At 66.6% G+C, this 24,835-nt stretch carries 25 protein-coding genes; 21 read left to right on the top strand and 4 right to left on the bottom strand.

Features of this window, described 5'->3' with window-relative positions:
* The first annotated feature begins 116 nt into the window (after nt 1-116).
* The 5 genes from lepB to recO all read left to right on the top strand — a co-directional run bounded on the left by lepB (nt 117) and on the right by recO (nt 4,075).
* Nucleotides 117-902 carry a signal peptidase I gene (gene lepB, locus ACTOWJ_RS00975; protein ID WP_441332710.1) on the top strand — a complete coding sequence of 262 codons (786 nt, stop codon included), beginning with the start codon at nt 117-119 and terminating at the stop codon, nt 900-902.
* A gap of 89 nt (nt 903-991) precedes the next feature.
* Entirely contained in the window at nt 992-1,369 is a 378-nt protein-coding gene (locus ACTOWJ_RS00970) for a DUF4845 domain-containing protein (RefSeq protein ID WP_441332709.1), read from the top strand.
* Nucleotides 1,362-2,024 (top strand): ribonuclease III, encoded by a 663-nt coding sequence (rnc, locus tag ACTOWJ_RS00965; RefSeq protein ID WP_441332708.1) that lies wholly within the window; start codon nt 1,362-1,364, stop codon nt 2,022-2,024. The genes ACTOWJ_RS00970 and rnc overlap by 8 nt, the downstream gene beginning before the upstream one ends.
* A 220-nt stretch (nt 2,025-2,244) precedes the next feature.
* Nucleotides 2,245-3,138: a GTPase Era gene (gene era / locus ACTOWJ_RS00960; RefSeq protein WP_441332707.1), complete on the top strand. Its 894-nt coding sequence runs from the start codon at nt 2,245-2,247 to the stop codon at nt 3,136-3,138.
* A 187-nt stretch (nt 3,139-3,325) separates the two neighbouring features.
* Nucleotides 3,326-4,075: a DNA repair protein RecO gene (gene recO, locus ACTOWJ_RS00955; protein ID WP_441332706.1), complete on the top strand. Its 750-nt coding sequence runs from the start codon at nt 3,326-3,328 to the stop codon at nt 4,073-4,075.
* Between the two features lie 154 nt (nt 4,076-4,229).
* On the opposite strand, the gene ACTOWJ_RS00950 is transcribed toward recO, so the two are convergent.
* Nucleotides 4,230-4,955, bottom strand: coding sequence for an Hpt domain-containing response regulator (locus tag ACTOWJ_RS00950; RefSeq protein ID WP_441332705.1), 726 nt, complete (start codon nt 4,953-4,955; stop codon nt 4,230-4,232).
* 168 nt (nt 4,956-5,123) lie between these two features.
* Here ACTOWJ_RS00950 and ACTOWJ_RS00945 point away from each other — a divergent pair, with 168 nt between their 5' ends.
* The 10 genes from ACTOWJ_RS00945 (at nt 5,124) to ACTOWJ_RS00900 (ending at nt 15,838) form a co-directional block, all read left to right on the top strand.
* Nucleotides 5,124-7,034: a hypothetical protein gene (locus ACTOWJ_RS00945; protein WP_441332704.1), complete on the top strand. Its 1,911-nt coding sequence runs from the start codon at nt 5,124-5,126 to the stop codon at nt 7,032-7,034.
* Nucleotides 7,035-7,150: 116 nt separating this feature from the next.
* Complete coding sequence (locus ACTOWJ_RS00940) at nt 7,151-7,789, top strand: DUF1318 domain-containing protein (RefSeq protein ID WP_441332703.1); 639 nt, start codon at nt 7,151-7,153, stop codon at nt 7,787-7,789.
* Nucleotides 7,790-7,933: 144 nt separating this feature from the next.
* Nucleotides 7,934-9,307: a 23S rRNA (uracil(1939)-C(5))-methyltransferase RlmD gene (gene rlmD / locus ACTOWJ_RS00935; protein WP_441333066.1), complete on the top strand. Its 1,374-nt coding sequence runs from the start codon at nt 7,934-7,936 to the stop codon at nt 9,305-9,307.
* A gap of 306 nt (nt 9,308-9,613) precedes the next feature.
* On the top strand, nt 9,614-10,126 hold the full coding sequence (locus ACTOWJ_RS00930) for a CYTH domain-containing protein (protein ID WP_441332702.1): 513 nt from the start codon (nt 9,614-9,616) through the stop codon (nt 10,124-10,126).
* Nucleotides 10,127-10,426: 300 nt separating this feature from the next.
* Nucleotides 10,427-11,422: a beta-N-acetylhexosaminidase gene (nagZ, locus tag ACTOWJ_RS00925; protein ID WP_441332701.1), complete on the top strand. Its 996-nt coding sequence runs from the start codon at nt 10,427-10,429 to the stop codon at nt 11,420-11,422.
* Nucleotides 11,422-11,976 carry a hypoxanthine-guanine phosphoribosyltransferase gene (locus tag ACTOWJ_RS00920; protein ID WP_441332700.1) on the top strand — a complete coding sequence of 185 codons (555 nt, stop codon included), beginning with the start codon at nt 11,422-11,424 and terminating at the stop codon, nt 11,974-11,976. The genes nagZ and ACTOWJ_RS00920 overlap by 1 nt, the downstream gene beginning before the upstream one ends.
* Before the next feature lies 1 nt (nt 11,977).
* Nucleotides 11,978-12,754, top strand: coding sequence for an S-methyl-5'-thioinosine phosphorylase (locus ACTOWJ_RS00915; protein ID WP_441332699.1), 777 nt, complete (start codon nt 11,978-11,980; stop codon nt 12,752-12,754).
* A 187-nt stretch (nt 12,755-12,941) separates the two neighbouring features.
* Nucleotides 12,942-13,148: a cold-shock protein gene (locus ACTOWJ_RS00910; protein ID WP_031373678.1), complete on the top strand. Its 207-nt coding sequence runs from the start codon at nt 12,942-12,944 to the stop codon at nt 13,146-13,148.
* A 555-nt stretch (nt 13,149-13,703) separates the two neighbouring features.
* Nucleotides 13,704-15,344: an acyl-CoA dehydrogenase family protein gene (locus tag ACTOWJ_RS00905; RefSeq protein ID WP_441332698.1), complete on the top strand. Its 1,641-nt coding sequence runs from the start codon at nt 13,704-13,706 to the stop codon at nt 15,342-15,344.
* Entirely contained in the window at nt 15,341-15,838 is a 498-nt protein-coding gene (locus ACTOWJ_RS00900; protein WP_441332697.1) for a L,D-transpeptidase family protein, read from the top strand. The genes ACTOWJ_RS00905 and ACTOWJ_RS00900 overlap by 4 nt, the downstream gene beginning before the upstream one ends.
* Nucleotides 15,839-16,553: 715 nt before the next feature.
* On the opposite strand, the gene ACTOWJ_RS00895 is transcribed toward ACTOWJ_RS00900, so the two are convergent.
* On the bottom strand, nt 16,554-16,730 hold the full coding sequence (locus ACTOWJ_RS00895) for a hypothetical protein (protein WP_441332696.1): 177 nt from the start codon (nt 16,728-16,730) through the stop codon (nt 16,554-16,556).
* A gap of 150 nt (nt 16,731-16,880) precedes the next feature.
* On the opposite strand from ACTOWJ_RS00895, the gene ACTOWJ_RS00890 reads away from it, so the two are divergent.
* The 4 genes from ACTOWJ_RS00890 to ACTOWJ_RS00875 all read left to right on the top strand — a co-directional run bounded on the left by ACTOWJ_RS00890 (nt 16,881) and on the right by ACTOWJ_RS00875 (nt 20,740).
* Entirely contained in the window at nt 16,881-17,057 is a 177-nt protein-coding gene (locus ACTOWJ_RS00890) for a hypothetical protein (protein ID WP_441332695.1), read from the top strand.
* Between the two features lie 179 nt (nt 17,058-17,236).
* The gene (locus ACTOWJ_RS00885; RefSeq protein WP_441332694.1) at nt 17,237-17,668 is read left to right on the top strand and encodes a DUF4279 domain-containing protein; all 432 of its coding nucleotides are present in this window, start codon (nt 17,237-17,239) and stop codon (nt 17,666-17,668) included.
* A gap of 345 nt (nt 17,669-18,013) precedes the next feature.
* Entirely contained in the window at nt 18,014-19,210 is a 1,197-nt protein-coding gene (locus tag ACTOWJ_RS00880) for a S1 family peptidase (protein ID WP_441332693.1), read from the top strand.
* A 339-nt stretch (nt 19,211-19,549) separates the two neighbouring features.
* Nucleotides 19,550-20,740: a S1 family peptidase gene (locus ACTOWJ_RS00875; RefSeq protein WP_441332692.1), complete on the top strand. Its 1,191-nt coding sequence runs from the start codon at nt 19,550-19,552 to the stop codon at nt 20,738-20,740.
* A 125-nt stretch (nt 20,741-20,865) separates the two neighbouring features.
* Here the strand turns inward: ACTOWJ_RS00875 and ACTOWJ_RS00870 are convergent, their stop codons facing one another.
* Nucleotides 20,866-21,186 (bottom strand): hypothetical protein, encoded by a 321-nt coding sequence (locus tag ACTOWJ_RS00870; protein WP_441332691.1) that lies wholly within the window; start codon nt 21,184-21,186, stop codon nt 20,866-20,868.
* On the opposite strand from ACTOWJ_RS00870, the gene ACTOWJ_RS00865 reads away from it, so the two are divergent.
* Together ACTOWJ_RS00865 and ACTOWJ_RS00860 are read left to right on the top strand one after the other, a co-directional pair.
* Nucleotides 21,185-21,481 carry a hypothetical protein gene (locus tag ACTOWJ_RS00865; protein ID WP_441332690.1) on the top strand — a complete coding sequence of 99 codons (297 nt, stop codon included), beginning with the start codon at nt 21,185-21,187 and terminating at the stop codon, nt 21,479-21,481. The two genes, ACTOWJ_RS00870 and ACTOWJ_RS00865, sit on opposite strands and share 2 nt — an antisense overlap.
* A gap of 208 nt (nt 21,482-21,689) precedes the next feature.
* Entirely contained in the window at nt 21,690-22,925 is a 1,236-nt protein-coding gene (locus ACTOWJ_RS00860) for a S1 family peptidase (RefSeq protein WP_441332689.1), read from the top strand.
* A 111-nt stretch (nt 22,926-23,036) separates the two neighbouring features.
* On the opposite strand, the gene ACTOWJ_RS00855 is transcribed toward ACTOWJ_RS00860, so the two are convergent.
* Nucleotides 23,037-24,833 carry an ABC transporter transmembrane domain-containing protein gene (locus ACTOWJ_RS00855; protein WP_441332688.1) on the bottom strand — a complete coding sequence of 599 codons (1,797 nt, stop codon included), beginning with the start codon at nt 24,831-24,833 and terminating at the stop codon, nt 23,037-23,039.
* Nucleotides 24,834-24,835 lie beyond the last annotated feature (2 nt).

Here is a 24,835-nt window from a genome sequence, read left to right as displayed (position 1 = left end):
GCTATCAATTACTGCGAGGACTGGGGTTGAGAGATTGAGGTTTCGCGCCGCGCCGTATACGCGCCGCGTCGCCGACTGAGCGCTCCCGATTCCCATTCCCGCCCAAAGGAACAAGCATGCGTTGGTTCGAAATCGCCCTGGTGTCGTTGACCCTGTTCACCGGCCTGGTCTGGTTGCTCGACAAAGCGGTATTGGCCAAGCGCCGCGCCGCGCGCGAGGGCCTGCTCGACGACGGCAAGGAGCCGGTGGTCGTCGACTACTCCAAGGCCTTCTTCCCGGTCTTGTTCGTGGTGCTGATCCTGCGCAGCTTCATCGCCGAGCCGTTCCGGATTCCGTCGAACTCGATGATGCCGACCCTGCTGACCGGCGACTTCATCCTGGTCAACAAGTTCACCTACGGCCTGCGCCTGCCGATCACCAACCAGAAGATCCTGGCGATGGGCGAGCCCGAGCGCGGCGACGTGGTGGTGTTTCGGCCGCCGCATCATCCCGAGCAGGACTGGATCAAGCGCATCATCGGCCTGCCCGGCGATAAGGTGAGCTACCGCGACGGCCGCCTGACCGTGAACGGCGAGCCCATCATTTATGCGCCTATCGGCACCTATCAGGGCCGCGGCAACGGTACCGAAATGACCGGTGCGCAAGAATTGCGCGAACAGATCGGCAAGCATGTGCATCGGATCCTGCTGCGCAGCGAATCGCCGCTGCTGGATCAGGGCGAAGGCGACTGGGTAGTGCCGCAGGGCGAATATTTTGTGATGGGCGACAACCGCGACAACAGCGAGGACAGCCGATACTGGGGCTTCCTGCCGGAGCAGAACCTGCGCGGCCGGGCCTTCCTGATCTGGATGAATTTCGACGGGGGCGTGGATTTTTCCCGGATCGGTAATAGCATTCCCTGACGGCGCACGCCGTGGGGCGGGGGCTTGGAGCGGTAGGGCCTGGATCGGTCGGCGCAATCGGCAACTGGGATCACATGGGGATTGAAGGTATGAAACGTAATCAGAGCGGCATAACGCTGATCGGCTTCATCGTTGTGCTGGGTGTGGTCGGCGTCTTCGTCTATATGGGCATGAAGCTGGTTCCGATGTACACGGAGTTCTATTCGGTCAAGCGCTCGCTCGCCGATCTGGCCAAAGAGCCGGGCGCTGGGCGTATGGACAGCGCCAAGGCGCGCGACCTGTTCTTCCGTCGCATGGAAATGAGCTATGTCGACAGCGTCAAGCAAGGGAACTTCAAGATCAAGCGCAACGAACGCGGTCTGGAAATCACCGTGGAGTACGAAGTGCGTCGTCAGCTGATCGCCAATCTGGACGTGGTGGGTCACTTCAACGCCGTGCAGCAATTGACTACGAAAGAAGGTGATTGATCCGATCACTCATCGCTTCGCCAATCCGGCGTTGCTGCAACAGGCTCTGACCCATCGCAGCGCCGGTGCGCCGCATAACGAGCGCCTGGAGTTCCTGGGCGATGCGTTGGTGAATCTGATGGTGGCCGAAGCGCTGTACCAGCGCTGGCCGCAGGCCGACGAGGGCGCATTGACCCGCGCCCGGGCCGAGTTGGTGCGCGAATCGGCGCTGGCGCCGATCGCGCGTTCGCTGGAGCTGGGCGCGCGGCTCACGCTCGGTCCCGGCGAGATGAAATCCGGCGGTCACCGTCGCGATTCGATCCTGGCCGACGCGCTGGAGGCCGTGGTCGCGGCGATCTACCTCGACTCGGGCTTCGAAACCTGCCGCGAACAGGTGCTGCCGTGGTTCCAGTCGGCGATGGACGCGCTGCCGCCGCCGCACAAGGTCGGCAAGGACGCCAAGACCCGCCTGCAGGAGTGGCTGCAGGGCCGGCAGAAACCGCTGCCGGTGTATGCCCTGCTGTCGGAGAGCGGCGAGGATCACGCCAAGACCTTCCGCGTCAGCTGCACGCTGGGACAGCCCGCCATGAGCGCCGAGGGCGAGGCCGGCTCGCGCCGGGCCGCCGAGCAACTCGCGGCCGAAGAGGTCTTGCGGCTGCTCAAGGCCGACGACTGAGCCTCGCGGCCACCCGCGGGGCCGCCCTTCGCGGCTGATCGACACGCCGCGCCAAGTCGTCTGGAACCCTCCCCGGCAAGCGCCGCCGCGCCCCCAAGCCGTCCTTCATTCCTTCGACGAGCCCGTTCGACAGGCCCGTTTCCTTCCTTACCGCCGCCGTTCGTGAACGCGGCCCGCATCCGAGTTTGCCCTGGCCGCGCCACGCGCGGACAATTCGCCAATGAATCCCTCCTCGCATCGCGCCGGCCACGTCGCCGTCATCGGCCGTCCCAACGTCGGCAAATCCACTCTGGTCAACGCTCTGGTCGGGGCCAAGATCAGCATCGTCTCGCCGCGTCCGCAGACCACGCGCCACCGCCTGCTCGGCATCGCCACGTTTCCCGAGGGGCAGTTGCTGCTGGTCGACACGCCCGGCCTGCACCGCGAACAGAAGCGCGCGATGAACCGGATGATGAACCGCGCCGCGCGCGGTTCGCTCGAAGGCGTCGATGCGGCGTTGCTGGTCGTGCGCGCCGGCAAGTGGGAAGACGAGGACACTTTGGCGTTCGATGCCTTGCGCGGTGCCGGCCTTCCGGTGGTGCTGGTGGTCAACCAGGTCGATCTTATCCCCGACAAAACCGCGCTGCTGCCGTATCTGGCCCGGATCAGCGAAGGCCGCGAATTCGCCGGCGTGCATCCGATCTCCGCGCTCAAGCGCAGCGGCCTGGAAGCGCTGGTCAAGACCGTGCTGGCGCTGCTGCCCGAACAGGCAGCGCTGTACGGCGAGGACGAAATCACCGACAAGAGCCAGCGCTTCCTCGCCGGCGAAATGGTGCGCGAACAAGTCATGCGCCAACTCGGCGACGAACTGCCGTATGCGACCACGGTGGAGATCGAGCGCTTCGAGGTCGACGGCGCGCTGCTGCGCATCGGCGCAGTGATCTGGGTCGAACGCGACGGTCAGAAGGCGATCGTGATCGGCAAGGGCGGCACGCGCCTGCGCGAGATCGGCGCCAAGGCGCGCGTGCAGATGGAACACCTGTTCGGCGCGAAAGTGTTCCTGGAAACCTGGGTGCGCGTGCGCGAGGGCTGGTCGGACGACGAGGCCGCTCTGCGTCAGCTCGGATATGAGTGATTGAGGCCGGGAGTGGAGATTCGGGATTCGGGATTCGCACAAGCCGATTCCGTCGCTGACTGGCGGTGACGCGTTGTTCGCAACTCTGAAGTACGCACTGCGCTTGGATCGATCCGGCCGCGCGTTTTTCCCAATCCCTAATCCCTAATCCCTAATCCCTAATCCCTAATCCCTAATCCCCGGCCCTATGCGCCTGTCCGCCGAACCCGCCTACGTGCTGCACACGCGCCCTTGGCGCGAGACCAGCTTGCTGGTCGAGGCGTTGAGCGAGCAGTACGGCCGCATCGGCCTGATCGCGCGCGGCGTGCAGGGACCCAAGCGGCAGGTGCTGCGTGCGGCCCTGCAGCCGTTTCAGTACATCCGCGTGGATGCGCTGCTGCGCGGCGAACTGGCGCGGTTGATCGCGGCCGAAGCGGTGGACGCGGCGCCGCGCTTGCACGGCGAGGCCGCGCTCGCTGGTTTCTACGTCAACGAGCTGTTGCTGCGCCTGGTGCCGCGCGGCGATCCGTTCCCCGAATTGTTCGATCTGTACGGGCGAACCCGCTCGGAATTGGGCGGCGAGCAGTTGGCCTGGACCCTGCGTCGCTTCGAACGCGATCTGCTCGAAGCCTTGGGCTCGGGCTTCGATTGGCGGGTCGACGCCGAGGGCGCGCCGATCGATCCGGCCGCGCGTTATCGGCTCGATGCCGAACAAGGCCCGCGCCGTTTGCTCAGCGATCGCGGCCACGGCGAACGCAGCGCCGCGGCGACCGGCCGCGCCCTGCTCGCGTTGGCCGACGACATCGCGCCAGAGGCTTCGGATCTGCCGGGCTTGCGCCACGCGATGCGCAGCGTGCTGGTGCATCACCTGGGGCCGCGCGGATTGAAGTCCTGGGAGATGCTGGCCGAGTTGTCGCGCGTGTCGGCCAAGCGCGAGCCGGGTGCGGAAGACGGCTGATCGGGCGCCAAGCGGCTTGAAAGTGGGAGGGCTTCAGCCCCGATGCTTTGGCTTCAAGCCGCCGCGATGGGGCGGAAGTCGCAGCCCACGCTCACGAATATTCGGGCCACTCGACGGCGGCGATTGATCGCATGCGCCGCCGCGTGACCGCGGCTCAGCCGGCTTGGTCGATCGTATCCTGCGCGGCCTGATCGAACTGGGTCAGCAGCGCCGGGGAGTCGGGTTGCGCCTGCAGCACTTGCACCGCTTGCGCCAGCCGCGCGGCGCCGACGAAACCGCAACTGGCGCGCAGTTTGTGCAGTTCGCCGCGCATGGCTTCGATGTTGCCCAACTGCGAGGCCGCCAGAATCGAGCGCCGCGCGTTCGGCAGTTCTTGGGCGAACAATCCGCGCAGGGTCGCGATATGGGCGCGATTGCCGTTGAGCGCGCGCGCGGCGCCGTCGTCGTCCCAGACCGGAGTCTGGCCGGCGCCGTTGAGCGCGGGCACAGCGGGCAGATCATGCTCGGGTAAGCCGAGCAGGCGGCGGATCGCGCAGCGCACCGCCGCCGCCGGCAGCGGTTTGACCAGCACTTCGGAGAAACCCGAGGCGATCAACCGATCACGCACTTCGCTTTCGCCCGTTGCGGTGTGGGCCAGCGCCGGGGTGCGCGGATGTTGCCGGCGCAGACGTTCGAGCAGATCGATGCCGCTGCCGTCGGGCAGATGGGCGTCGAACAGCCACAACTGATAATCCTGACCGGCGCTCAACGCCATCGCCGAGGCGAGGCTGTCGGCACCGTCGACCAAAGCAGGAATCGCCTCGACGGCCGCGGTGAGGAAGGCTCGGCTGGTCGGATCGTCCTCGACCAGCAATACGCGTGGGACCTGGGAATTCTTCATTGCCGGTTCGCTTCCGCCCGCTATCCTGCATCCATGCTGCGGACCATGTTACGCCTCCTGATGGGTTTGTCGCTGCCCCTGCTGTGGGCGGCGTCTGGGCATGCTGAAGCGCGCACGCTGAATGCCAGGATGGCGAGAGTTGCGACGGCTGTTGCAATTTTGGAACAGGTGCAACTGCGTCTGACCTGGCCCGACGGCGCCGACCGCGGCGAACTGGAGCTGCGGGCCGCGCGGATCCAGGCGCCGGACCTGGGTTATCGCTATCGCGACGTGGTCTGGCGCTGCCCGCTGCAACGCGACGGCCACGGCGGTTGGCGCTGCGACGGCGAACTGCGCGGCGCCGGCGGCCGGCCGCTGCGGTTGGCCTTGGACCTGGGCGTGGCCAGTACCGACGCGCGGCTCAGTCAGGGTGCCAGTGCGTTGTCGTTGCATCGCGCCGCGGCCACGCCGGATCTGACCCGGATCGAGTTGGCGCGGGTGCCGCTGGCCTGGGCGCAGGCGCTGGTCGCGCAGGCATGGCCGGAAGGACGGATCAAGGCCGGCCGTCTCGACGGCCATCTCGACATCGCCGCGCCCGAGCGCGAACCGCTGCGCATCGCCGGCCCGTTGCGGCTCAGCGACGGCGCGCTGGACACGCCCGATGGCCTGATCGCCGCGGAGAAACTCGGCGCGCAGTTGCGGATTCAGGCCGAGCTCGACCGCGGCAGCCGGGTCGCGATCGACGGCCGCCTGCTCGGCGGCGAGATGCTGTTCGGCAATGCCTACATCTCCATGCAGCAGCGTGCGATCGAGCTGAAATTGCAGGCTGCGCAGAGCCCGGGCGAGGGTTGGCGGCTGCCGCTGCTGTCGTGGCGCGACGGCGACATCCTCGTCGCCGAGGGCAGCGCCGCGCTGACCGCTCAGGCCGGGTTGGCCGCGTTGGATCTGGACCTGCGCAGCGCCGATCTGGCGCCGTTGCGCGACGGTTATTTGTCCGGTTTCCTGGGCTTGGCCGGCCTGGCCAAGCTGGAGATGTCCGGGGCGCTGCAGGCGCGCGTGCGCTTGCGCGGCGGCGAGTTGGAACAGGCCGAGGCGACATTGCGCGAAGTCGGATTGAAGGACGAGCAGGGCCGGTTCCGTTTCTCCGGCCTGGACGGCAGCGTGGTCTATTCGGCCGATGCGCCGCGCAGCAGCGAGCTGGGCTGGCGCGAGGGCGCCCTGTACGGCCTGGAATTCGGCGCGGCGCGGTTGCCGTTCTCCAGCGGCGACGGCGAGCTGCGCCTGCAACGCGCGGTCGATTTCGCCATGCTCGGCGGCCGCGCCGGTTTCGACGGTCTGCGCCTGCGCCCGCCCGCGGGCGGCAAGGGGCTGGATCTGCGCTTCGGCCTGAATCTGGACCGGCTCGACGTGGGCCAACTGGCCAAGGCGCTGGACGGACCGGCGTTCACCGGCGAGCTCAGCGGCCGCCTGCCGGAGGCGCACTACGCCGACGACCGGCTCGAACTCAACGGCGGCCTGACCATGCAGTTGTTCGGCGGCACCGTGGCGGTGTCGTCGCTGGCGATGGAGCGTCCGTTCGGGGTCGCGCCGACGCTGAGCTCGGACCTGGCCTTGAACGATATCGACCTGGAATCGCTGACCGGCGTGTTCGGCTTCGGCAGCATCACCGGGCGCTTGTTCGGGCGCGTGGACCAGTTGCGTCTGGTCGATTGGCAGCCGACCGCCTTCGACGCCGAACTGCACACCCGCAAGACCCGCGGCGTGCGCCAGCGGATCAGCCAGCGCGCGGTACAGGATCTGTCCAGCGTCGGCGATTCGTCCTTCGTCGGCAGCCTGCAGGACCGGCTGATCGGCTTCTTCGACGATTTCGGCTACGCCCGCCTGGGCATCGCCTGCCGCCTGGCCGACGAGGTCTGCCATATGGACGGGCTGGGGCCGGCCAAGGCCGGACCCGACGGCAGCCGCGGCTTCACCATCGTCCAAGGCGCGGGCGTGCCGCATCTGGACGTGGTGGGCTATAACCGCCGGGTCGATTGGCCGACCCTGCTCGAGCGCCTGGAGGCGGTCAGCAAGGGCGAACTCAAGCCGGTGGTTCAGTGAACCGGGCCGTCCGGGCCGAACCCGGCCGGGTAGCCTTGCCGTTCAACGGTGCCGTGGTTCAATAGCGTCGTTCGTTCAACCCGCGCTGCGATGCGCACAACCAGAAGGATTCGCTCATGCGCCGTTGGATGGGAGTACCGGTCGCCGCCGTGATGTTGACGGCCTGCGTGACCATCAACGTCTATTTTCCGGCCGCCGAAGCCAAGGAAGCGGCGAAGGAATTCGTCGAGAAGGTGATCGGCGATCAAGCCGGCGCGGTCGCGCCCGAAGCCAAGCCCAGCGAAGGCGGCAAGCCCGGCGGCAGCGCTTCGTTGAATCGCCCGGGGTTGGAATGGGGCCGACTGGCCAGCCGCATCGATTGGCTGTCGTTGGTCGGCATCGGCAGCGCGTACGCGCAATCGCCGGACATTTCGATCAAGACCCCGGCGATCCAGGCCATCCAGTCGCGCATGGCCCAGCGCTTCGACGGCCAATTGCGCGCGCACTTCGATTCGGGCGCGCTGGGCTTCACCAACAGCGGCACGGTCAGCGTGCGCGATGCGGCCAAGATTCCGTTGTCCGATCGCGTCGCGGTCAACCAGGCGGTGGCCGACCAGGGCCGCGATTCGGCCGCGGTCTACCGCGAAATCGCGGTCGCCAACGGCCACCCCGAATGGGAAGGGCAGATCCGCCAAGTGTTCGCGCGGCAGTGGATCGACAGCGCCAAGGGCGGCTGGTGGTACCAGGACGCGGGCGGCGGTTGGAAGCAGAAGTAAGCAAGGCCGGGATTGGAGATTGGCGATTCGGAATCGGTAAGAGCAAGGGCCCGCGCAAGCGGGCTTTTGCTTTCGCGTTCCAGCCACCCCCTGATCTCGAATCCCCGATCCCGGCTCCATGCGACAATGCGCGCCCTTTGATTCCTGCCAGCAGCTGTGGCCCGCATCGATCAAACCCCCTTCGAGGTCGCCATTACCGGCCTCACCCACGACGGCCGCGGCGTGGCCCGTCGGACCGATCCCAAGGCGCCCCACGACGCCGGCAAAGCCATCTTCGTCGCCGGCGCATTGCCCGGTGAGCGGGTCATGGCCAAGCAGACCGCGCGTTCGCGCAGCTTCGACGAGGCGGTGACGCTCGAGGTGCTGCAGGCCTCGGCCGACCGGGTCGAGCCGCGCTGCGCGCATTTCGGCACCTGTGGCGGCTGCGCCCTGCAGCACATGGCCGAGGATCAGCAGATTCTCGCCAAGCAGCGCGTGCTGATGGAAAACTTCGAGCGCATCGGCCATGTCACGCCCGAGCGCGTGCTGCCGGCGCTGACCGATTCGGCCTGGGGCTATCGCCGCAAGGGCCGGTTCTCGGTGCGCCGGGTCGAGAAGAAGGACAAGACCCTGGTCGGTTTCCGCGAAACCGATCCGCGCTTCGTCGCCGATATCGCGCGTTGCGAAACCGTGATTCCGGCGGTCGGCGACAAGATCGGCGCGCTCGCGCAACTGATCGACAACCTGCAGGCGCGCCGCGAAATTCCGCAGGTGGAGTTCATCGGCGGCGACCGCATGGACGACGGCGACAACGCCCACAGCGGCATCGCGCTGACCTTCCGGCATCTGGCGCCGCTGTCGCAGGCCGATCTGGATGCGCTAGCCGCATTCGGCCGCGAGCACGAGTTCGCGATCTTCCTGCAACCCGGCGGCGTGGAGAGCGTGCATCCGCTGTGGCCGGCCGATCCGCGGCTGGTGTTCTCGCTGCCGCAGTGGGATTTGCAGCTGAAGTTTCGGCCGCTGGATTTCATCCAGGTCAATGCCGGGCTCAACGGACACATGATCCAGCACGCGCTGGATCTGCTGGCGCCGCAACCGCAAGACCGGGTGCTCGATCTGTTCGCGGGCCTGGGAAATTTCACCCTGCCGCTGGCGCGCACGGTGCGCGAGGTGGTCGGCGTGGAGGGCGAGGCCGGATTGGTCAAGCGCGCGCGGGAGAACGCCGAGCATAACGGACTGACCAATGCGCAGTTCTATGCCGCCGATCTGAGCAAGGATCTCAGCGGTGAGGCGTGGATGCGCGAGGGCTTCGACCGTCTGTTGCTCGACCCGCCGCGTTCGGGCGCCGATTTCGTGTTGACCCAATTGCCGCTGAAGCAGTTCAAGCGGATCGTTTACGTCAGCTGCCATCCCGCTTCGCTGGCGCGCGACGCGGGATACTTGGTGCGCGAGAAGGGGTGGAAACTGCGTGCGGCGGGGGTGATGGACATGTTCCCGCACACCGCGCATGTCGAATCGATCGCGATGTTCGAGCGCTGAGCCGGGCCGATCGTTCACGCGGACAGGCGACTGCGGTTCATCGCGACTTGATCGGAAAGCGTCGGGCCTGAAGGCCCTCCCACAACAACGGCCGGTGCGGCGATCGGTACTGGGAAGGGGCGATCCCGACGGCTTTCGGCTCGATTCGTTGCGAACCGGGCGCCGGGCCCTGCAGCACGAGCGATTGCCGCGGCGGCGCTCAGCCCGGCAGCAGCGTCCACCGTCCGTCGTTGAGCGCGAAGCGCAGCGCAGGGGCGGAATTCCGGTCGCATTCCGCGCGTCGCCGCGGCTGAGTCATAATGGCGCATGGGCATCGAAATCGAACGCAAATTTTTAGTCGCCGGCGAGACTTGGCGCGAGGCCGCGCACAAGATCGTGCCGATGGCGCAGGGTTATCTCAACGATCTGGCGGCGATGGACAACGGCGCGATGAAGGCTTCGGTGCGCGTGCGTATCGCAGGCGAGGAGGCCTTCCTCAATCTGAAATCGCGCGAACTCGGCCATACCCGCCAGGAGTTCGACTATCCGATTCCGGTCGAAGATGCGCGCGACCTGCTGGCGCTGTGCGTCGGCGGGTTGGTCGACAAGCGCCGGCACTACGTCGAGCACGAAGGCCATCTGTGGGAGGTCGACGAATTTCTCGGCGACAACGCCGGGCTGGTCGTCGCCGAGATCGAGCTGGAAAGCGCCGATGCGGCCTTCGCCAAGCCCGCATGGGCCGGCGCGGAGGTCACCGAGTCGGTGCGTTACTACAATCTGGCGCTGTCCACTCGGCCGTTTTCGCAGTGGAGTCAGGCCGAGCGCGACGGCGAGGTCTGAGCGGCGCATCGGCGCGTTGATGAATTGCGAGGTCTGTTGTGGGAGGGGCTTCAGCCCCGACGCTCTCCTAGCAGGCGACCGGCATTCACCACATCTGAGCCAAGAGCGTCGGGGCTGAAGCCCCTCCCACAAAAGACCTCGTGACCCCGTCGGCCGTCCTGGCGAGCGCATGCAGCCACGGCGCCGCCTGTTTCCCGGCCCCGACCCCAGCCCCGCGAACCGGACAGGATGCCCCGCCGCCGCATCTGCGCGACAATATGCGTCGCGCAGACCGCGCTGTTTCTCCTTCAGGAGTTCCGCATGCTCGTGATCGGCGTCGCCGGTACCGAACTCACCGCGCAGGAGCGCGACTGGCTGCAGCACGATGCCTGCGCCGGCGTGATCCTGTTCAGCCGCAACTTCGCTTCCAAGGCCCAGGTCGCCGAGCTGTCGGCCGCGATCCGCGCCGCCGCGCCGCGGCCGCAGCTGATCTGCGTGGACCAGGAAGGCGGGCGGGTTCAGCGTTTCCGCGAGGGCTACAGCGCGTTGCCGCCGCTGGAGGTGTTCGGCAAGTTGTTTGCGAACGAGCCCCGCGCCGCGCTCGAGCTCGCCGAGGAACACGCTCAGCTGATGGCCCGCGAGGTGCAGGCCAGCGGCGTGGACCTGAGCTTCGCGCCGGTGGTCGACTTGGGCCGCGGCAATCTGGCCATCGGCAACCGCGCCTTCGACGCCGATCCGCGGGTCGTGGCCGAGTTCACCCGCGCCTACATCCGCGGCATGCACGCGCGCGGCATGGCCGCCACGCTCAAGCATTTCCCCGGCCACGGTTCGGTGCTGGCCGACACCCACTTCAACGACGCGGTCGACCCGCGCACGCTGGAGGAACTGCGTGCGACCGATCTGATTCCGTTCCTGGCCGGCATCGAGGCCAAGGCCGACGCGGTGATGATGGCGCACGTGTCCTATCCGGCGGTGGCGCCGGAGCCGGCGGGTTACTCGCGGCGCTGGATCGAGGAAATCCTGCGCGGCGACATGGGCTTCCGCGGCGTGGTATTCAGCGACGACATCGGCATGGCCGCCGCGTTCTCGGCCGGCGGGGTCCGCGCGCGCATCGACGCGCACCTGGATGCCGGTTGCGACGTGGTGTTGGTCTGTCATCCGCAGTTGGTAGAAGAGTCCTTGGCCGCGGTCGAAGGCCGCCGCCTCAACACCGCCGCATTGATCGGCCTGATCGGGCGCGGCGCGATGGGCTGGGACGGCCTGATCGCCGACACCGGCTACGCCGACACCCGCACCCGTTTGGAAGGATTGGCTTGATGAGCAACAACGACCTGGCTTCGGCCCTGGAAAACGCCGACCTGATCTTCGATCGGCGCACGCTGGAGCGCGAGATCGCGCGCATGGCGGTGGCGATCCGCAACGACTACGCCGGCAGTCGTCCCGTCTATCTCACGATCATGCACGGCGGCCTGCCGTTCGCCGCGCAGCTGGCGATGGAATTGGGCGAGCGCGGGCTGGACCTGGAGTTCGACTACCTGCACGCCACCCGCTACCGCGGCGCCACCACTGGCGCGGACCTGGTCTGGAAGCACCGCCCGGCCACGCCCTTGCGCGGCCGCCGGGTGCTGCTCGCCGACGACATCCTCGATGAAGGCCATACCTTGCACGGCATTCGCGAATGGTGTCGCGAGCAGGGCGCGGTCGAAGTGCGCATCGCCGCGCTCGCGGTCAAGGCTCACGACCGCTGCGTCGACGGCCTGCGCGCCGATTACATCGGCGTGGAAGTGCCCGACCGGTACGTATTTGGCTACGGCATGGATTTCCACGAGCAGGGGCGCAACCTGCCTGCGATCTACGCATTGAAGGACTGAGATGAGCGAGCGAGGTATCGATCTGGCGGTCATCGGCGGCACCGGCCTGTACCGCATCGCCGAACTGCAGGACGTGCAGACCCATCAGCCGGCGACGCGCTACGGCGCGCCGTCGGGGCCGGTGCGCGTGGGCACCTTGGGCGGGCGCCGCGTCGCGTTCCTGGCTCGCCATGGCGAAGGCCATTCGCTGCCGCCGCATCAGATCAACTACCGCGCCAATCTGGCCGCGTTGCAGGCGATGGGCGCGCAGCGCGTGCTCGCGCTCAATACGGTCGGGGGGATTAGCGAACGGTTCGGGCCGCGCGTACTGGGCTGTCCGGATCAGCTGATCGATTACACCTGGGGCCGCATCTCCACGATCTGGGAAGTTCATTCCGATGAAAGCGGGGGCAGCGAAGTGCTGCATGTGGATTTCGGCGAGCCTTACACGCGCTCGTTGCGCGCCGCGGTGCTGACGGCCGCGGCCCGCGCCGGCGTGGCGCTGGTCGATGGTGGCTGTTACGGCGCCACCCAGGGCCCGCGTCTGGAAACCCGCGCCGAGATCGCGCGCATGCGTCGCGACGGCTGCGATCTGGTCGGCATGACCGGCATGCCCGAAGCCGGCCTGGCGCGCGAAATGGGTCTGGATTACGCGTGCCTGGCGATCGTCGCCAACTGGGCCGCGGGCGCCGGCCCGGATCCGGACGAGATCATCACTTTGCAAGATGTGCTCGATAACGTGGCCGTGGCCTCGGCCGGTTTGCCGGCGCTGCTGACCGCGTTGCTCGAAGCGGCGTAGGTGACCACGGTCGCATAAACGCGATTGCGCGTAAAAAACGTGGCCGGATCTTGCTTCAAACAACGTGTGCGATGCCGTCACGCTGAACCGTTGTCATCCAACGGCACAGTTTGCATACTCGCAATGCGTCTAACGCCAACGCGGCGTCGACGCACGTCAACGCATCCAGCATGAGGTCAATAAGGATATGCAGTACGGCACCGTGAAGTGGTTCAACGACGCCAAGGGCTTCGGTTTCATTTCTCCCGAAGATGGCAGCGCGGATGTATTCGTGCACTTCTCCGCGATCAACGCAAAAGGTTTCCGCAGCTTGCAGGAAGGCCAGCGCGTCAGCTATCAGCTGACTCAAGGGCCGAAGGGCGCGCAGGCGTCCGAAGTGGCTCCGGTGGTTTGATCGCATTGCCCGCGGGGCCGAGTTTGGCCTGACGGCATCGGACAGTTTCCAAGGCCCCGCTTCGGCGGGGCCTTTCTTTTTTTGTGGGACCCCAGCGGTGGGGTGTGAGAGAGTTTCGCGCCGATGCATGAGGCTGCGCGTTTTCGATACTTGCCCGCTTCTTGCCGCGCACTTCCAGTTCGTTGTTCCCGCGAAGGCGGGCGCCGTTTTACTTCGGCGGAGCCGAACCTCCCGAGCCTTCAGAGCCATCTTCCAGTCCGTCATTCCCGCCAAAGCGGGAATCCAGTGCCTTTCGTGCGAGAACGTTTGAAGTCAATGGATTCCCGCTTTCGCGGGAATGACGACCTGGAAAGATAGCGCTGAAGTCTCTGGATTCCCGCCTTCGCGGGAATGACGGACTGGAAGATGGCTCTGAAGTCTCTGAACGTTTGGCTCTGCCGAAGTAAAACTAAGCCCGTCTTCTTCGGAATGCCGAGCTGAAAGAGAGCGCGCACCCACCACACACCCACCTCATCGATTCCCATTAGAATCCAGCCATCCCAGCACGGAGAGCTGATGATGCTCACGCTGCCCCCGTTCGCTACCCATCGGGTCGAGAATCAGCCGCCGGCGTTCGCACCGCGCGATCTGTGGCGCGACGACGCCACGCTGCGCGGCGCGGTGAGCCGTGAAGGCGGCGAGGGCTTCGCCGCGCAGCTGGCCGGTTACGGCGCGCTCGCCGGCGGCGAGCTCTACGCGCTGAGTTTCGACGCACACCGCGACAAGCCGCGACTGCGCAACTACGACGCCTATGGCCATCGCGTCGATCTGGTCGAATTCCATCCGAACTACCACGCGATCATGAGTGCGGCCGTCGAGCACGGCGTCGCCGGCCTGTCCTGGCACGACCCGCGCCCTGGTTCGCACGTCGCGCGCGCGGCGCTGAGCTATCTGCACCATCAGGTCGAGCCGGGCACCAGTTGTCCGCTGACCATGACCCACGCCTCGGTGCCGGTGCTGCGTCACGCGCCGGCGCTGGGTGAATGGATGCGCAAGGCCGCCGCGCCGCATTACGACGGCCGCGATGTCGCCGGCGGCGACAAGGCCGGGCTCACCCTCGGCATGGGTATGACCGAGAAACAGGGCGGCTCGGACGTGCGCGCCAACCAGACGGTCGCCACGCCGATTGGTAACGACGAATACGAACTGGTCGGCCACAAGTGGTTTTTTTCGGCACCGATGTCCGACGGATTCCTGGTGCTGGCGCAGGCGCCCGACGGTTTGACCTGCTTCCTGATGCCGCGCTGGCATCCGCACGGCGGCAAGAACGCGCTGCGGCTGATGCGGCTCAAGGACAAGCTGGGCGACTGGTCCAATGCCTCTTCGGAAGTCGAATTCCAGGGCGCGTGGGCGCAGCGCGTCGGCGAAGAAGGACGCGGGGTGGCGACCATCATCGAGATGGTGATGCTGACCCGCCTGGACTGCATGCTCGGCTCGGCCGGCGAGATGCGCATGGCGCTGGCGCAGGCGTTGCATCACGCCCGCCATCGCCGCAGCTTCGGCAAGCCGCTGGCCGATCACGCGCTGATGCGCAATGTGCTGGCCGATCTGGCGATCGAATCCGAAGCCGCGACCGCGTTGGCGATCCGCGTCGCCGGCGCGATCGACCGCGCGCCGCGCGACCCGGGCGAAGCCGCGTTCGCGCGCATCGCCACCGCGATCGGCAAGTTCTGGATCTGCAAGCGCGCGCCCGCCTTCGTCAACGAGGCGCAGGAATGCCTGGGCGGCGCGGGTTACGTCGAAGAATCGATCCTGCCGCGGCTGTATCGCCAGGCGCCGTTGAATTCGATCTGGGAAGGCAGCGGCAACATCCAATGCCTGGACGTGCTGCGCGCGCTCACGCGCGAACCCGAGGCCGGGCAGGCCGTGCTGACCGAATTGGAACGCGCGCGCGGACGTCATCCGGTCCTGGATGTGCGCATCGGCGAGATCGGCGAGGCCTTGTCCGGCCGCGCGCCGCCGCAGGAAAGCCAGATGCGCTTGTGGGTCGAGCGGTTGGCGCTGGTTTTACAGGCGGCGCTGTTGTTCGCCGCCGACAGCCCCAATGCGGTCGCGTTCTGCCGCAGCCGGCTCGACGGCGCGCACGGACTGGGCTTGGGCACCTTGCCGGGCGACCTGGATTTCGAAGCGATCGCGCAAGGAGCGCTGCCGGCATGAACAAAGTCTTGGCGTTTTCGCTTTGGGCCCTCGTGTCGGCGTGCGCGCCAGCCTGGGCGCGCACGCCGCCGGCGATGGCGCCGGCCGCGGCGCGCGCCGACCGCATCGTGGTCGACAAGTCCGAACGGCGCATGCAGCTGCTGCGCAACAACATGGTCATCCGCACCTATCCGATCCTGCTCGGCGACGCGCCGACCGGACCCAAACGCCAGCAGGGCGACGAACGCACGCCCGAAGGCAATTACCGGATCAGCGGCCGCAATCCCAACAGCCGCTTTCATCTGTCGCTGCGGGTGTCGTATCCCGACCCGGCCGATCGCAAGCGCGCAAGCACGCTCGGGGTCGATCCGGGCGGCGACATCATGATCCACGGCGGTACGCCGGCGGGGTATCGGCGCGATTGGACCGACGGATGCATCGCGGTGACCAACGAGCAGATCGAGGAGATATGGAGCCTGGTGCCGAACGGCGTGCCGATCAGGATCGATCCGTAACGCCAAGATCCGGCGCGTGTAGGAGCGGCGCGAGCCGCGACCGCGCCGATTCAGTGCCATCGAAACCTGCGCAGTCTGTGCGATGTCGCGGTCGCAGCTCGCGCAGCTCCTACAGCCAGTGGCCGTGGCATCGCGGTCCGGCGAAGCCCCTGTAGGAGCGGCGCAAGCCGCGACCGCGCCGATTCAACGCCATCGAAACCTGCGCAATCTGTGCGATGTCGCGGTCGCAGCTCGCGCAGCTCCTACAGCCAGTGGCTGTGGCATCGCCTTCCGGCGAAGCTCTTGTAGGAGCGGCGCAAGCCGCGACCGCGCCGATTCAACGCCATCGAAACTTGCGCAATCTGTGCGTTGTCGCGGTCGCAGCTTGCGCAGCTCCTACAGCCATGGGCCGTGGCATCGCCTTCCGGCGAAGCCCTTGTAGGAGCGGCGCGGGCCGCGACCGCGCCGGTTCAACGCCATCGAAACCTGCGCAATCTGTGCGATGTCGCGGTCGCAGCTTGCGCAGCTCCTACAGCCAGTGGCCGTGGCATCGCCGTCCGGCGAAGCCCTTGTAGGAGCGGCGCGAGCCGCGACCGCGTGGATTCAACGCCATCGGAGCTTGCGCAATCTGTGCGATGTCGCGGTCGCAGCTTGCGCAGCTCCTACAGCCAGTGGCCGTGGCATCGCCGTCCGGCGAAGCCCTTGTAGGAGCGGCGCGGGCCGCGATCGCGCGGATTCAACGCCATCGAAACTTGCGCAATCTGTGCGATGTCGCGATCGAGTCGATACCGGCGCTGTCGGCGGTATACAGATAGACCGTGCCGTCGAGGAACTCGACCGCGATCGCATCCGGCCCGGGCAGATAGGCGCGTACACCGGAGTCGCCGCTGAGGTTGAGATATCGCTTCATCATCGGTCGAAACCCTGAATCCGTGCGGCCGGGCGATTCTCGCCGAGTCGCGATACCGGCCGTCGCCTGTTCCGGAAGGGGTCATCCCAAGCTAGCGTGGATGGGTGTAAGGTCGGATGAGACGGCCATCCGGGCCGTCGCGGGAGGTGCGCCATGCGTGGTTCACGTAAATCCCAGGCGCTGGCGCTGATCGCGCTGGCCGCGATACCGCCGCCGGCGCACGGGTCGGATTTCTCCTTGGCCCTGTTCTGGTTGAGCCGCGGCGCGGGTGCGTTCGCCCTGTGCCTGCTGAGCGTCTGGCTGCTGAGCGAGTTCAAACGCGCAGATTGAATCCGCGCGCATTGAATCGCTGCCGATCTTGCGGCGGTCGGTTCGGCACTGCGAAGCGATGGCCGACGATCCTAGCGACGGTTCCGCGCGCTAAAACTCAGGTGATTGCAACGGCAACGCGTTTGCGCTGAAGTGCCGCGTCCGCGGACAAGGGGCGGCGGCCACAGGAACCCACACGCATGCCTTCGCTTCACCACACCACGGCCTGTCTGCGGATATGGGGCGAGGATCTGATCCCCGATGAAGTCAGCGCCTTGCTCGGCACGCAGCCGTCGCAGTCGCAGATCAAGGGCGAAACCATCTGGGTATGCAAGAGAACCGGGCGAGAGCGCATCGCTCAGACCGGATCGTGGCGCTTGAAGGCGGAGGATCGGGAACCCGGCGATCTGGAGGCGCAGATCGAAGCCTTGTTCGCCCAGCTCAGCGACGATCCCGCGGTGTGGGCGCAGTTGCAGTCGCGCTTCGAACTGGATCTGTTCTGCGGCTTGTTCATGGGCAGCAGCAACGACGGCGAAGGCATCGGCTCGCGCAATCTGCGTCTGCTGGGCGAACGCGGAATCGAGCTGATCCTCGATATCTACGACCCGAGCGAACAAGCGCCCGCGCCGTAAGCGCATTCGACCGTGGCCGGCACCGCATCGCGCAGTAACGCGAACGATTCCGCTGCATCGCAACATCCGAATAAATCGCCACATACCGCGACGCATTCGCGCCCGGTTTGGTTCATCGGGTTATTCCAATAAGTGTTCTTGTGACGCGCCTCGGACTCTGCGTGTGACTTGGCCTTGCGTGCGCATCTTGCACAAAGAAGACACATCTTTTTAGCTGGGACGGCCTCACAGGCGGCGCGTGCACGCGACCAGCCGATTCAGGCCGCCGTTAACGCAACGGCGTCGAGAAGCCGTCCGGCTTCATTCCATCGATCCCCATGTCAGACCCTTTCAGGAGTTCTTCGCATGTCCGTATCGAAATCCCGTTCGCGCCGCTCGTTCGTGCGCGCTTCCGTTTTCTGCGTCGCGGCCGCGGTCGCCGCGTTGTCTTCCGGCGCCGCGTTGGCCGCCGATCAAGTCGGCCCCGAACTGAAATTCGCCATGCAGCGCGACCTGGGCATATTCCCGGGTCAGATCGCGCAGTACCTGCAAACCGAAAGACTCGCCCAGACCCAGGGCGCAGCGATCGAACGCGAACTCGGCGGCCAGTTCGCCGGCAGCTGGATCGAGCGCAAGGCCGACGGCAGCTTCGGTTTCGTCGCCGCCAGCGCGGGCGCGCGCGCATCGACCACGCTGGCCGGGGTCGAGTTGCGCACGGTGCGCCACAGCCTCAAGCAGTTGCAGCATTCGATGGACTTGCTCGACAGCGGCGCGAGCGCGCGGGTGAAAGGCATCAGCAAGCCGTTGTCCGGGGTGCAGTCGTGGTACGTCGATCCGCGCAGCAACGCGGTGGTGGTCAAGGTCGATGAAGGCGCCACCGACGCCGGCGTGGACTTCGTCGCGCTCAGCGGCGCCGACAGCGCGACGGTGCGCATCGAAACCTCGCCGGGCCAGTTGCAGACCACCGCCAACATCATCGGCGGCATCGAATACTCGATCAACAACGCGAGCCTGTGTTCGGTCGGCTTCTCGGTCACGCGCGGCGCCACCAAGGGCTTCGTCACCGCCGGCCATTGCGGCACGGTCAACGCGGTCGCGCGCATCGGCGGCGCCCAGGTCGGCACCTTCGCCGCGCGGGTGTTCCCGGGCAACGATCGCGCCTGGGTCAGCCTGACCAGTGCGCAGACGCTGTTGCCGCGCGTGGCCAACGGCAGCGGTTACGTCACCGTGCGCGGCAGCGCCGAAGCCGCGGTCGGCGCGGCGGTGTGCCGCTCGGGCCGCACCACCGGTTATCGCTGCGGCAACATCACCGCCAAGAACGTCACCGCCAACTACGCCGAAGGCGCGGTGCGCGGCCTGACCAACGCCAACGCCTGCATGGGCCGCGGCGATTCGGGCGGTTCGTGGATCACCAGCGCCGGCCAGGGGCAGGGCGTGATGTCGGGCGGCAACGTGCAGTCCAACGGCAACAACTGCGGTATTCCGGCGGCGCAGCGCACCAGTCTGTTCGAGCGTCTCGGACCGATCCTGAGCCAGTACGGTTTGAGTCTGGTGACCGGCTGATCGATATCTGCGCTTCGGATCGAAACCGCAACGCCCCGCCTTGTGCGGGGCGTTGTGTTTATACGAGTGCGCGGCGCGTTTCGCCCTGACGAGCGTGCAGGAATGCTTGTGGATTTTGCACGCAAGTTTCTTTTCGATATCGTTTCTTGTGATCGCGCACATTGTTTTAGCCGAATCGCTGCTTCGATCGAGGTTGTCATTACGCGATGCAGGCGGTTATCTGAAATCGGTTCGCACGATCGCTGTTTGCGCGGCGTGGTGGATCGAGATCGCAACGACGCCGTGTGATTCGCCCATGGCGTTCATCTGCAAAGCCCTCGTCAACCTAAGGAGTTCTCAATGTCGGTATCCAAGCTGCCACGCTCGTTGTCCCTCGCCGGCGCGGTCTGCGCCGTGCTCGCTTCCGGCGCCGCCAGTGCGGGCGATGAAGTCGCACCAGTGCTCAAGGCCGCCATGCAACGCGATCTGGGCCTGTCCTCGGCTCAATTGCAGCAGTACTTGAAGATCGAACAACTGAGCCAGACGTTGGATGCCCAGGGCAAACGCCAGCTCGCTTCAAGCTTCGCCGGCAGTTGGATCGAGCGCGACGAGGCCGGCTCGTTCAAGGTCGTGGTCGCCACCTCGGGCACAGGCAAGAAGGCGAATCTGCCTGGTGCTGAACTGCGTCATGTCCGCCACAGCCTCAAGCAACTCCAGTCGATCCAGAGCGCGCTCGATACGCAGGCACGCGGTCGCGTGGCCGGTATCAGCAAGATGCTCACGGGCGTTAACTCCTGGTACGTCGATCCGACCAGCAACAGCGTCGTGGTCGCGGTGGCGCCGGGCGCCGACGAACAGGCCGTCGACCTGATCGCCTTCAGCGGCGCCGACGCCAGTGCGGTGCGCTTTGTGACCGACACCGGCGTGCCGCAAACGACCGCGACCGTGCGCGGCGGCATCGAGTACCGCATTCCCAAGCCCGACGGCACTTACGTTTGTTCGGTGGGCTTCTCCGTTACCAAGGGCACGGTCAAGGGCTTCGTCACCGCCGGTCATTGCGGCGCAGCCGGCCAGGCGGTGAACATCGGCACCGCCGCGCTCGGCACGTTCACCGCGTCGAAGTTCCCGGGCAACGATCGCGCGTGGGTCACGGTCAACGCCACGCACACCCTGGCCGGCAACGTCAGCAACTATTCTGGTGGCACCGTCGCGGTGAAGGGCAGCACCGAGGCCGCGGTCGGCGCGGCGCTGTGTCGGTCGGGACGCACTACAGGTTACAAGTGCGGCACCATCCGCTCCAAGAACGTATCGGTGAATTACGGGGTAGGCATCGTCAGCGGTTTGACCGAAACCAACGTGTGCACCGGCAGGGGCGATTCGGGCGGTTCCTGGATCACCGCCGCCGGCCAGGCGCAGGGCGTGACCTCCGGCGGTTCGCTGCCCAACGGGTCCAACGACAACTGCGCGGTTGCGGCGGCGCAGCGCAAGACCTGGTTCGAACGTTTGAATCCTATCCTGACTCAGTACGGCCTGACCCTGGTCAAGAGTTGAGTCGGCAGGGAACCGAGTCGGATCCGCAGTAGACGACGCCCCGCATCTGCGGGGCGTCTTGCGTCCGATTGCGCGACAGCGATCGGTCGCGCCGTATCCGGTCGCGCCGGATCAACTCAGCCGGATCAACTCAGCGCGGCCGCCATCAACACGACGCCGACGAGCACCACGGCGGTACTGACCGCGCTGATGATCAGGCCCTTGACGAAGGTGGTCTGCAGCAGCAACTGATAGACCAGCGCCGAGCCGAGAAATCCCAGGATCGTGGCCAAGGGTTCGGACACAGCGAAGCTTTCGAAGGCTTTGGTGAGCGCCGACTGCACCACCAGGCACAGCACGACCCAGCCCACGCTGGCGCGTTCGGCGCCGACCGCGCGCGCGGTGTAGAGCACCGGCAGAATCGCCAGCGCGATGATGACGGCCAGAAGCAGCAGAATCTTCAGCATGGGTGACCTGTTCGTAGTTGTGGATGCATTTTGCCTTGTCGCCAGATTGCCGACCACTGAGACCGAACTGCGTGGCGCCACCGACAGGCTCGAACCGAACACGCTGCGCGACAACCCGGCGTCGACGGTCAGCCGCGACACCTGCTCGCTGCTGCGTTGCGGTCGCGAAAACCGGAATCGAGCCCGATGCGGATCGTTCGGTGTGCTTGCCAAGCACCTGCATCACGCGGTTTTTCTCCGAGCTGCTCGCATCGTCGTCGTTTCACGCTATGAATCGGGATTAGTACTCGTCTGATTCGCGAAGGTTCTGTGACCCGGCGCATGGCTTCGAGCCGATTCTCGGCGGCGGTTCGATTGTATGGAATCTGTCTATCCCGTTACCTGGGAATGCCCGGCGAGAACGTCGTGGCGCTCTCGGCAAGTATCGAGAGCGGCGATGCGGCCCGCGGCACCATACGCGCCAGCACGGCTGGCTCTTCCTTCGAGTACACAGGAGTTCTTTCATGACTGCTACCTACACTGCACGCCGCCTGCTGGTCCGTTCATCGTTGCTCGGATTGGCGTCGGCGGGCGCGCTGGCGTGTGGCGCGGCCTCTGCCACCGATGCGATCGATGTACGGCTACGGCAGGCGATGCAGCGCGATCTGGGCATCTCCGCCAAGCAACTTCCGCAATACCTGCAGACCGAACGGCTCTCGCTGCAGCGAGGCGGCGCGGCCAAGCGCGCGCTGGGTTCGACTTACGCCGGCAGTTGGATCGAACGCAAGGCCAATGGCCGCTATCAGTTCGTGGTCGCAAGCTCGGGCACCGGCAAGGCCGCGCGCGACCTGGGCGGCGTGGAAGTGCGCAATGTGCGCCACAGCCTGCGCCAGTTGGAGAATGCGTTCTCCGCGCTGGAAGCGCATGCGGGCTCGCGTGTGGCTGGTGTCAGTAAGCCGCTGAGCGGCGTGCATTCCTGGCGCGTGGATCCGCTCACCAACTCGGTGGTGGTCAGTGTGGCTCCGGGCGCCGACACGGACGCCATCGACTTCGTCGCTTTCAGCGGCGCGGACGCTTCGGCTGTTCGCTTCGAAACCGAGCACAATACTCCGCAACTGTTGGCCGAAGTCGTGGGCGGCATCGAATACAGCTGGCCGGTGATGGTCGAGGGCCAGAAAAGGTATGGCGTGTGTTCCGTGGGTTTCCCCGTTACCAAGGGCACTGCCAGGGGATTCGCGACCGCGGGCCATTGCGGCGCGGCCGGCGTTGCCGTGAACGTCGGCCCCAGGGCCGACGAAATTCCGCTGGGCACCTTCACCGCCTCGAACTTCCCGGGCAACGACATGGCCTGGGTGACCATCAACGCCGACCACACCTTGGCCGGTAAGGTCACCGACTACAACAGCGGCTCGGTGGCGGTGAAGGGCAGCACCGAGGCCGCGATCGGCGCGGCGGTGTGCCGCTCCGGCCGCACCACTTTCTACAAGTGCGGCACCGTGCGCGCCAAGAACGTGAGCGTGAACTATGGTCTCTTCAGCCGCGTTACCGGACTGACCGAGAGCACCGCCTGCGCCGGCGGCGGCGATTCGGGCGGTTCGTGGATCACGCCGCAGGGCCAGGCTCAGGGCGTGACCTCGGGCGGCAACGTCAAGTCGGACACCAAGGAAAACTGTACGTTGGCCGAGGCGCAGCGCCGGACCTGGTTCCAGCCGCTCAATCCGCTGCTGACCAAATACGGCCTGACCCTGGTCACCAACTGATCGCGGTTCGCACTTTCGCGATATCGACGCCCCGCATCGCGGGGCGTCTTTTCTTTGAATATGCACACCGGTAACGCCACTGCCGCCGGAAGCGGCCAGTCCAAAAACCAGTCAGTCCAGAAACTGCAGTTTGGCCAGCTCAGCGTACAGACCGCCCTGCGCGAGCAATTGCTCGTGCGTGCCTTCGGCGACGATGCGGCCGCGGTCCATGACCACGATCCGGTCGGCCTTGAGCACGGTGGCCAGGCGATGGGCGATGACCAGGGTGGTGCGGCCTTCCATCAAGGCTTCCAGCGCCTGCTGCACCGCGCGTTCGCTCTGCGCGTCGAGCGCGCTGGTGGCCTCGTCGAGCAACAGGATCGGCGCGTCCTTGAGCAGGGCGCGGGCGATCGCGATGCGTTGCTGCTGGCCGCCGGACAGGCGCGCGCCGCGTTCGCCGAGCTGGGTCGACAAGCCTTCGGGCAAAGCCTGGATGAAGTCGGTCGCGTACGCGGCGCGCACGGCTTGTTCGACTTCCTCGTCGCTGGCATCCAGGCGGCCGTAGCGGATGTTGTCGCGCGCGGTGGTGGCGAAGATCGCCGGCTGTTGCGGCACCAGGGCGATGCGGCTGCGCAGCGCGCCCGGATCGGCCGACCGCACGTCCACCTCGTCCACCCGTACCGCGCCTTGTTGCGGATCATGGAAGCGCAGCAGGATCGAGAACACCGTGCTTTTGCCCGCGCCCGACGGCCCGACCAGGGCGACGGTCTCGCCGGGCCGCACGCGCAGACTGAAATCCTGCAACGCGGGCAGGTCCGGGCGCTGCGGGTAGTGGAAGCCGACGTGGTCGAACACGATGTCGCCGCGCAGCGGTTCGGGCAGGGTTTGCGGATGTTCCGGCGCCTGCACCGCGCTTTCTTCGTTGAGCAGTTCGCTGATCCGGCCCATGCCGCCGGCGGCGCGTTGCAGATCGTTCCAGACCTCGGCCAGCGCGCCGATCGAGCCGCCGCCGATCAGGGCGTACAGCACGAACTGGGCCAGCGTGCCGGCGGTGAGCCGACCGGCCATGACGTCGTGCGCGCCCGACCACAGCACCAGGATGATCGCGCCGAACACCAGGGTGATGGCGATCGCGGTGACCCAGGCCTGGGCGGTGATGCGTTGCCGCGCGGCCTTGATCGCGACCCGCAACGAATCGCCGAAACGGCCGCGCTCGTAGGGTTCGCGCGCATGCGCCTGGACCGTGCGCACGGCGCCGAGCGATTCGGCGGCCAGCGTGTTGGCGTCGGCGATGCGGTCCTGGCTGGCGCGCGAGATGCGCTGCAGCTTGCGTCCGCCGGCGACGATCGGCAGCACCGCCAGCGGAATGCCGAGCAGGGAATACGCGGCCAGACGCGGATTGGTCACGAACATCATCGCCAGGCTGCCGATCACCGTGACCGAACTGCGCAAGGCCACCGACATGCTCGAACCGACCACGCTGCGCAGCAGCTCGGCGTCGGCGGTCAGGCGCGAGACCAGCTCGCCGCTGCGGTTACGGTCGTGAAAACCCGAATCGAGCCCGATCAGATGAGCGTAGAGCCGTTCGCGCAGGTCGGCGACGACTTTCTCGCCCAGCACCGACACGAAGTAGAACCGCGCCGCGGTGGCCAGGGCCAGGCCCAGGGCGACCAGGAACAGCAGCAGGAAGGCGCTGTCGATCGCCCCGGTTCCGCCGCCGGCCGCGCTTTGCGCGAAGCCTTGGTCGATCATGGTCTTGAACGCCGCCGGAAAGCTCAGGGTCGCGGCGCTGGAAGCGGCCAGTGACAGCAGCCAGGCCACGAACAAGGCGCGGTGCTCGTTTACGAACGGCCACAAGGTGCGCAGGCTGCCGATCGGGGCCTTGTCGCGGCGGGGGGCGGCCTTCGGGCCAGCGCTGGCATCGGTCATCG

The sequence above is a fragment of the Lysobacter sp. CA199 genome (assembly GCF_052078715.1).
In the GTDB taxonomy this organism is placed as follows: Bacteria; Pseudomonadota; Gammaproteobacteria; order Xanthomonadales; family Xanthomonadaceae; genus Lysobacter.
This window is presented reverse-complemented; position numbering and strand designations above follow the sequence as displayed.